We start from the raw sequence: 8,369 nt of genomic DNA on the forward strand, positions 1-8,369 counted from the left end.
AAAAAGGCTTGCCATGCCTTCGATCGCCTGGCGCTTCCATTGGGCGATCATCGTCTGATGCACGCCATGTTTCGACGCCAACTCCGCCAGCGTCAGTTCCCCACGGATCGCCTCCAGGGCAACCCGTGATTTGAACTCCGCCGCATACCGTTTCCGCGTAACCTTGCCCATAAAACACGTCCTCGTTCAGGCCAGATGATAGCTTATCGCCCTGTCCGAAAAATGGGGACCACTTCTCAGGGATGGCCGTTGCACGCGACAAAGGTAAACTACGCGGAAAGAAACCCAAGCTTTCTGAACGTCAGCAAAAAGAGCTTCGCCGGATGTATGATACCGGCGATTACTCCATCAGCGATCTTTCAGAACTGTTTTCTATTTCTCGGCCAACTGTCTATCGAACTCTCAGCAGAACAGCCTCAACGTTCTTGTTGGGTTCACTCTAAGCGTACGTAAAGTACACTTTCGTGTCGTGACCCCTTATTCGCGGGGTGCCTGTGAGGATCTGGCTGCGAACCTTTACAGGGCTCTGCGGAAAAGACGGGGCAAGGCAGAGTTTCCAAAAGTCGATACGCAGACCCTGCGTGAGCTTGCGCCGATGTTCACGCTGACCTGGCTGTTCCGGACACTGGAGGACATGGCCCGGCAGATGAGGGGCCTGCGCTGTTCAATGGGGACGGAGAGGATCTGGTCTTCCACGAAGTGTGTTTCCCGCTGGCAAAGGGCGTGACGCAGAAGATGGTGGCGGATGTGCTTGACGGGATGGCAGCCCTGCGGGCAGAGAGCCGGTCATTCTGGAACTGGCTGAAAGAGCCGATGAGCGATCCCGTGCGCAAGGCTGGACGGGATGAAAACGGGCGGTTCCTGCGCACGGAGATGGATGATGGTGCGATCGTGCTGGGCACGCTGGATCTGAAGGGGCGGCAGTTGCGGCTGCAGGTGAACTCGAAAGAGCGTGCCGAACGTGGTCGTGCCATGCTGCAGGTTGGTCTGGGAGATCTCGTGCGCGCTCCGCTCACGCAGATCATGACGCCGGCGCAAGCGATGGAAGACCGGGGGACGACGCCTGGACGGGAGGTCTCGCCAGAACTGCAGATCCCGCCCGAGGAGGAAGCCCGGATTATCGGGCAGATGCTGGAGCGGCACTATCGGCAGGTGCTTGATGAGCCAGTCCCGGCCCTGGGGGATATGACGCCGCGCCAGGCCGTCCTGACAGCTTCAGGGCGTAAAAAGGTGGCCATCTGGTTGAAGGATATCGAAAACACTACGGTCCGCGCCCAAGGGAGTGGCGGTGCCATGGCTGCCTACGATTTCGGGTGGATGTGGCACGAACTCGGAATCATCAGGCTCAGGAAATAGTCCGCTTTCGCCCTCATGTCGGACATAAAAGTGGGTTGGCTCGCCTTTCGCATAACGGACATAGTCCGCGCAGTCCCCCGCTATCACTTGGAGCCGAGAGTGGGGTGATCGTTATGGGAAATAACCAGCAAGAATACAGGCGCTTAGGTTGGCCGTAGCAAGACACGCCCGAAGCCACTGGGCAGGGAGTATAAATCATTTGGATCGGGCAACGATGCTTTCGGTTTTCGGCCTTGACACGATGATGTTCGGTGCGGGCGGCAATCCAGATTTTCTGGACAGCGTCAAGATTCATGAAGGCAATTCCGAACCCAACCAGAAGGTCGAGCCAGACCGAATGGTGGCCGAGCGTGATACGGAAGCAGTTTTCATTCTGGGTTCTATTGGCATATCGGACATAATCTTCAAGTAGTTCTGTGCAGCAGTGGCCCATACCTGTCACTTGAACAAGGTTTCCGGAACTCCCGTTTCGTTTTCAGAAAAACTACCAAATTTGACAGCAAGAATAGGCAAAACAAACAGGTTAAGTATCATTGATGTCATGAGCCCTCCAAGAATGACAGCTGCCATAGGTCCTTCGATTTCCCGCCCAGGCGCATTCATATCAACAGCCAGAGGCGCCAGTCCAAGCGCCGTAACGAGCGATGTCATGAGTACGGGGACGACGCGGTCTCTGGCCCCCCGGAGCGCTGTTGTTACTCCCCATGTGAGATGTTCCCGCTCGACCAAAGTCTCAAAATGCGAAATCATCATCACCGAATTCCGAAGCGTAATCCCGAATAGAGTAACGAAGCCGACTGTTGCCCCAAGAGTTAGCGTTGTGCCGGAAACAATGATTGCCAGAATGCCGCCGACAAATGCGAAGGGAAGATTGACGAGTATCAGAGCGAGATTGCGCCATCCTTGTGTGATTATTGAGAGCAGAATCATGACCGCTATGGCAGCGAGCCCGGAATTTATAAACAGTTCCTTGCGTGATTGTGATTCAGCTTCCGCTGCGGATGTAAACTGAACGTAGGTTCCAAGAGGCAGTTTGATATTTTTTGCTATAGCCGTGCGTGCGTCCTGAACGAAAGATTGAGCTGATCGTCCTGTAACATTTGCGGTGACAGTCTGTGTTCTCTGTGCTCCCAGATGTGACACCTGATAGCGACCGTTCGTCTCATATATGTCTGCGACAGCGCGGAGTGGTACGTAGTTTCCGTGAACAGTATGCAGTGGCAGGAAGCCGACAGACGCAACATCATTACGACTTGCGTCATCAAGACGAACCATAACATTAAAAGCCGCAGAACGCTCGTATATCTGCCCCACGGTTTCACCCTGCCAGGCTGTATGGATGGATCGGAGTACATCCGCCGACCGAAGCCCCCAGCGCTCCAGATCAGCAGGGCGTAGCCGAATAGCAAGTTCCGGAACACCAGGGGGTGCTTCTATCCGGACATCTGTTGCGCCATGTATCTGATGCAACATGCGGACAATATTATTTTCCTGGATATCCAATACATCCAGATCATCGCCAATAATATTGATTGCCACAGCCGAAGACGAACCAGAAAGGGTTTCGTTTACGCGCATCGTCAAAAAACTACTGACAGAAAAACTGGCCCCAACGAACCCGTCAAGCGCTTTGCGAACGCGGGCATCAATCTGTCGGGAAGCCTTCCCATCCACCTGATTCAAATCAACCTCAAACTCGCTGGTATGTGGTCCATACGTGTCCTCATCCAGCGAGGCGCGTCCGACTCTCTGAGCAACCGAACGGATTTCGGGAAGCTGACGAAGTTTTTCTGTAACCTGTCTACCTAATTTCAGAGACTGTTCCAGGGAAGTCCCCGGAGCAGCCGTCATATGAATGATAAGGTGACCTTCCTTGAAATCAGGAATGAAATCGCTTTCAAGGAATGGAAGGGCCGCAAACCCTATCAAGGTGGTCAGGATCATCCCGCCTATAACAAATCGGGGATGGCGCATTAATCTGGCCAGAAGACGTTCATAAGCTCTGGCGGTCCATCCTGCCAGGGGGGGCTCTCTCCGGGTTTCTCCAGGCGTCGCCAAGAGCCATGCGCAGAGTGCAGGTACAACGGTTACAGCAGCGGCAAGAGAAGCCATGACCGCAAGAACATAAGCTGTTGCCAGTGGAGCAAACAGTCGTCCCGAAAGTCCGGGAAGGGCGATGACAGGCAAGAAAACGATAATGACAGCAAAGGTCGCGTAAACCACTGCACTGCGGACTTCAACGCATGCATCGAGTACGACGCGCGCTGTAGATGCGGGCTGGACCAGAAGCCGGTTTTCACGCAATCGGCGTGTAACATTTTCGACCCCGATCACGGCGTCATCCACGACCTCGCCGATGGCGATAGCAAGCCCCCCCAGGGTCATGGCATTCAAAGTAACCCCGAGTGTCTCCAGCAACGACAGGGCTATCAGAATAGCCAAAGGTATGGTGGCGCAACAGATTGCAGCGGTTCGCAGGTCAAAAAGGAAAAGAAAGATTACGGCAACCACCAGAAAACCGCCCAGAAGCAATGCTCGTGTGGCATTCCCCAATGCGGTCGTAATGAAATTGGCGGGTCGGAACAGGTCAGCATGCAATGTAATCCCCTGTCCCTGCAATTGCGGGCGGAAATCGGTAAGTGCCGCCTCGATTTCCCGGGTCACAGCCATCGTATTGGCACCGTACTGTTCCCATATATTAACCACAATGCCTGTCTTTCCCTCGATACTGGCCGCGCCGAAGGCGGGAATAGGGGCTTCAGTTACAGTGGCAATACTGCCCAGTGTGACAGCACCATTATCAGAGCGGACAATCACAGTGCGGGCCAGACTTTCTGGCGTCAGGGCCTGACCGTCAGACTGAAGAACGACTCTTTGGTTCGGGGTATCAATAAAGCCGGCCCCCTGTATGCCAGTTGCTTCCTGGGCAGCCGCAAGGACGTCATCAAGTCCGATATGATGCAAGATGAGTTGGTCTGGATGTACCTGTATCTGGAGTGACCGACGCTCCCCGCCAAACACACTGACTCCAGCCACACCAGGCAACGCCAGCAGACGCGGCCTTAATGACCAGTCAGTAAGCGTGCGCAACTGCATGAGGGACTGTTGTTCCGACGTCAGACCAATCACCAGTACCAGACCGGCGGATGAGGTCAGTGGCGTCATAGTCGGAGCATGAACACCGGCTGGCAATTGCTGTGCAACAACATTCATTTGTTCCCCGACCAGTTGCCGGGCGCGATAAATATCGGTCGATGTCGCAAACAGGACGTTGACGACTGACAGTCCCTGAATCGAAGTCGATTGCACGCGCTGAATACCCGGGAGGCCGGTCAGGGCAATTTCCATTGGGCGACTAACCAATGTTTCGACCTGTTCCGGCGTAAAACCAGCGGCTTCGGTCTGGATCGTGACCCGTGGCGGAATGAATTCCGGAAACACATCATAGCTGGCATGTCTCAAGCCATACAGGCCATAGAAGAACAACAGACATGCGGTTGCGATAACCACGCCCCGGAAGCGGATCGAAAACCCGATAATAGCTGCCTGAAGGCTGAAAGAACGTCCCGTCATCAGTCGTCATCGTCTCCTGATTCAAGCTGAGCTCGGAATTCTTCAGACAGAAGTAATTGCGTACCCTCTACGACGATTTGCGTTTCGTGTGTGATTTGTCCTGGAGTATCTTGGATCAGGTAGCCACCTTCTCGGTCCGGCACGTCGGTCGTAAGGGGTAGGCGTGTAAATTTTCCGTGTCCGTTATCACGGTATATCCACGACTTACCTTGCAGCCAGATAATAGCTGATGCAGGTATCCGGATACCGGGACGTTCCTCTTCGGTAGGCAGGAGAACGGAAACATTCATGCCCGCGACAAGCTGACTTTCAGCCGACGCAAAATAGAAAAAGCTACGCCCCTGAATAGCAGGATCGGTCATGGTTACAGGAGACAAATAGTGGAGCATTGTCCCGTGTCCACCCGTGTTTCCATAATCGGTCACATCCGCCTGACTTGGTGGGGTTGGTAGATCCGTATCTGGTGGAAGGGTCACCTTGACCAAGACCACTTGTTGTTGAAGTAACTGTGTAATGAAAATTGTATTTTTTTCGGTAGCGTCAGATATGACCGAACCAAATTGCTGTCTGATAATATTAAGTGCGTTATTCACCCGGACCTGTTCTGCTTTTACCATAGCTGAGTTGGACTGAAATCTGGCTGTTGTCTCCTGGAATTGTTCCTGAGAGATATTCTGCCGGTCGCGATACAGTCCTTTGTCACGATCGAGTTTCGCACGGACAAGCGTCTGCTGTGCCTGCATGCTCTCCAGCCGCGCTTTCATGTCAGCATAATCACTAACAAGAGTGATAAGTTGTGTTGCGTTCAGAACGTAACCATAGGCGGGAACCAACTTTCTCCAAGGCACGATGCTGGGTCGTGCAGAAGCGATGCCACTCTTCGTAACTGCTTCCGGGGAGACCGTCACGGTCGCCTCTGCGCCAAGAACCGAAACTGGTGGATCATCATCATCTGCAATAGCAATGTCCGCCACGTTTAGAACTAGGAAGACAGAAAGACCTACAAGAGGCAGCCAGAAGGCCCTCGCTTTCATGGTGAGTTCCTTTGGTTATTTTCAAGCAGGCCGGAAACCTGCGCGGCACTGGTGTGATCAAAAATGGGCTGCTGCATGCCATCTTCGATCTGACCTATGGCTTGCCGTTGCTGAATTTCTGCTTCAAGAAGAGCGGTCTCTGCTTGAATCTGCTCTATATGAGTCATAACCATCGTTGGTCGGTCGATTGCGCCTGACTGAAGGCGGTGCTGCATCTGGTTCAGCCTTACCCGTACGGTTTTGGCAAGTTCATCCGCCTGTAGCAGAATTGATGTCGTGCCGCGGTAATTGGCCGTAGCCTGCGAGATGGACTTAAACACCGTGTTCTCTGCACGCCGGAGACGAGCCGCCGCCTCATGCTCCTGCCCAACAGCTTCAGCTATGGGGCCTTCGTTCTGATTGAAAATCGGAATTTGCAGAGAGGGATTTACCTCAAAGCGATTTGAAATATCCCAGTTATAGGCGGGACTGATGGTGACATCGGGATAGCGTCGGGAAACTTCGACCCGTAGAGCCTGTCGGGCGGCGTCATAAGACGCAAGAAGTTCCCGCAGATCCGCGCGTTGCATTACGGCTTGGTATCTCATGTCCTGTGAATCGCGGTATTCCATGAGGTCGGGACAGACATCAAATGCTTTTGTATCAAGAGCAATGGAATCAAGTGCTTCGGCAGGAACCCCGATTGCTCCTGCCAGAGCTGCCTTACGGACGGCATACTCGCGCCGCAGATCACTGACAGACAACTCGGCATGGATCATTTCCGTCCGTACCTGCGATATTTCGAGAGCGGATGCTCGCCCCTGATCAAAACGTGCCTGTTCCAGGGTAAAGAGTTCGCGTTTAGCTGCCGCAGTCTCTTCCACAAGCTTGAGGCGCCCGGATACAGCCCAGACGCCGAGAAGAGCAGACCGCGTGTCGCTGCGTAGTTTCCATGCAGTATTGATGACTTCCCATTGCGCGACGGCAGCCCGATATCTGGCTTCTTTGATACGGTGATAACGCCTGCCGAAAAATTCGATCAGTATTGACGCGCCGTAGCCGACGTAATGAGCCGATGGGCCACCCAGCACCGTGAAACTGGGATTGGGCAGTTGACCGGCTGTCTTGATTCCAGCGCGAGCCGTTTCCAGTTCAGCTTTAGCTACAAGGATATCGGGATGAAAATACAAGGTAGCAAGCGTCAGGCGAGTGATGCCCCATGCGTTTTCCTGACTCGATACGTTTGGTCCGAGAACTTTTGTAATGAATTCTTGCAATCCGGCATCCGTAAATTGACGGCTGGAAAATTTCTGGACATCTGATTCCGGCGAAATATTTGAGTGATCACTATTTGTACAGCCACAGAGCAGGGGAAAAATCAGGAGAATGAATGCCGCATTATAGCGTGTGCGTCTCCTTACCTGCTTAATATATTCTAGAGTATTATATGATTTATACATTGATATGTCGTGATATATCTGATTTGTTATCTGTTAGTTCTACTCTCGATTGTCGCATAATCTGCACACCTCCACTAATACCAAGCATCGCAAGGATGGCAGCTACCGCAATATCCGGCCACGCAGAACGAGTGCCAAACACGCCCAGAGCTGCCAGCACAACGGCAACATTTCCGATCGCATCATTACGAGAGCAGATCCATACAGAACGGCGGTTGGCATCACCTTTCCGGTGTGTCCATAATATGAGGGCACAGGCCAGATTGACCGCGAGGGCAAGCAGACCAATGCCGCCCATTGCGTCTGGGTGAGGCGGATGGTTGCTGTTCATTACTATCCACCCAGCATTGGCCATTACCCATAGCCCAGCCATGAACAGGGTCAGGCCTTTCAGAAAGGCCGCGCCAGCTCGCCATCGCAATGCCATTCCGGCAACACTGAGGCTTATTGCGTAGTTGGCGCTGTCGCCAAGGAAATCAATCGCGTCCGCCTGTACGGATGCAGATCCAACCGACACGCCAGCCCCAGCTTCAACGGCAAACATGCTGGCATTGAGAAAAAGCGCGATCAGGAGCGCTCTCCGCCATGATTTATTGATTGGTAGCGGCGTATCTGTGCATCCACCACAGCATCCTCCTGCCATCCAGCGCCTCCCTGACGAATCATCTGTTTTAATGTATGCTCCCTGTAGCAACTACAGGGTCAAGAGGCAGGGAATGCGTAAGCATCCGGCGGGAGACGCGGGCGTATTCAGGCGGCGATGGTATTGTGGACCTGCTGGTGGGCTTTCCAGTGCCAGGGCAGGAGTTCATGGAGGCGTGGATTGGGGATGTCATTGATCCGTGCCAGGACATCAGCGAGCCATGCATGGGGATCGACATCGTTCAGGCGCGCGGTGACGATCAGGGAATACATGGCGGCGGCGCGCTCTCCGCCACGATCGGACCCGGCGAACAACCAGGCTTTC

At 53.7% G+C, this 8,369-nt stretch carries 7 protein-coding genes and 2 pseudogenes; 3 read left to right on the plus strand and 6 right to left on the minus strand.

What is annotated here, in order from left to right:
• The coding region (locus tag CFR80_RS15910) for a transposase (protein ID WP_146221661.1) at positions 1-171 on the minus strand (171 nt) is incomplete at its 3' end.
• Positions 172-239: 68 nt separating this feature from the next.
• On the opposite strand from CFR80_RS15910, the pseudogene CFR80_RS15915 reads away from it, so the two are divergent.
• The 3 genes and pseudogenes from CFR80_RS15915 to CFR80_RS15925 all read left to right on the plus strand — a co-directional run.
• A pseudogene (locus tag CFR80_RS15915) lies at positions 240-443 on the plus strand (helix-turn-helix domain-containing protein); the annotation flags it as partial.
• A gap of 35 nt (positions 444-478) precedes the next feature.
• Positions 479-1,356: pseudogene (locus CFR80_RS15920) on the plus strand (hypothetical protein); the annotation flags it as partial.
• A gap of 214 nt (positions 1,357-1,570) precedes the next feature.
• Entirely contained in the window at positions 1,571-1,768 is a 198-nt protein-coding gene (locus CFR80_RS15925; RefSeq protein ID WP_010516885.1) for a hypothetical protein, read from the plus strand.
• A gap of 26 nt (positions 1,769-1,794) precedes the next feature.
• On the opposite strand, the gene CFR80_RS15930 is transcribed toward CFR80_RS15925, so the two are convergent.
• From CFR80_RS15930 to CFR80_RS15950, 5 genes are all read right to left on the minus strand, one after another.
• Entirely contained in the window at positions 1,795-4,929 is a 3,135-nt protein-coding gene (locus CFR80_RS15930; RefSeq protein WP_110507691.1) for an efflux RND transporter permease subunit, read from the minus strand.
• The gene (locus tag CFR80_RS15935) at positions 4,929-5,963 is read right to left on the minus strand and encodes an efflux RND transporter periplasmic adaptor subunit (RefSeq protein WP_110507692.1); all 1,035 of its coding nucleotides are present in this window, start codon (positions 5,961-5,963) and stop codon (positions 4,929-4,931) included. The genes CFR80_RS15930 and CFR80_RS15935 overlap by 1 nt, the downstream gene beginning before the upstream one ends.
• Complete coding sequence (locus tag CFR80_RS15940) at positions 5,960-7,402, minus strand: TolC family protein (protein WP_019088956.1); 1,443 nt, start codon at positions 7,400-7,402, stop codon at positions 5,960-5,962. Before CFR80_RS15940 ends, CFR80_RS15935 begins: the two co-directional genes overlap by 4 nt.
• Positions 7,395-8,045, minus strand: coding sequence for a cation transporter (locus CFR80_RS15945; protein WP_010516881.1), 651 nt, complete (start codon positions 8,043-8,045; stop codon positions 7,395-7,397). The genes CFR80_RS15940 and CFR80_RS15945 overlap by 8 nt, the downstream gene beginning before the upstream one ends.
• A gap of 107 nt (positions 8,046-8,152) precedes the next feature.
• On the minus strand, positions 8,153-8,369 hold a 217-nt coding region (locus CFR80_RS15950; protein WP_146221620.1), incomplete at its 5' end, for a transposase domain-containing protein.

Origin of the sequence: Komagataeibacter oboediens (assembly GCF_003207815.1) — a bacterium.
GTDB classification, from domain to species: domain Bacteria; phylum Pseudomonadota; class Alphaproteobacteria; order Acetobacterales; family Acetobacteraceae; genus Komagataeibacter; species Komagataeibacter oboediens.

Excerpts from the sequence above, each read along its gene's own strand:
- CFR80_RS15925 (WP_010516885.1), top strand. The coding sequence starts at position 1,571 with ATGCTTTCGGTTTTCGGCCTTGACACGATGATGTTCGGTGCGGGCGGC.
- CFR80_RS15940 (WP_019088956.1), bottom strand. The coding sequence starts at position 7,402 with ATGTATAAATCATATAATACTCTAGAATATATTAAGCAGGTAAGGAGA.
- CFR80_RS15935 (WP_110507692.1), bottom strand. The coding sequence starts at position 5,963 with ATGAAAGCGAGGGCCTTCTGGCTGCCTCTTGTAGGTCTTTCTGTCTTC.
- CFR80_RS15945 (WP_010516881.1), bottom strand. The coding sequence starts at position 8,045 with ATGGCAGGAGGATGCTGTGGTGGATGCACAGATACGCCGCTACCAATC.
- CFR80_RS15930 (WP_110507691.1), bottom strand. The coding sequence starts at position 4,929 with ATGACGGGACGTTCTTTCAGCCTTCAGGCAGCTATTATCGGGTTTTCG.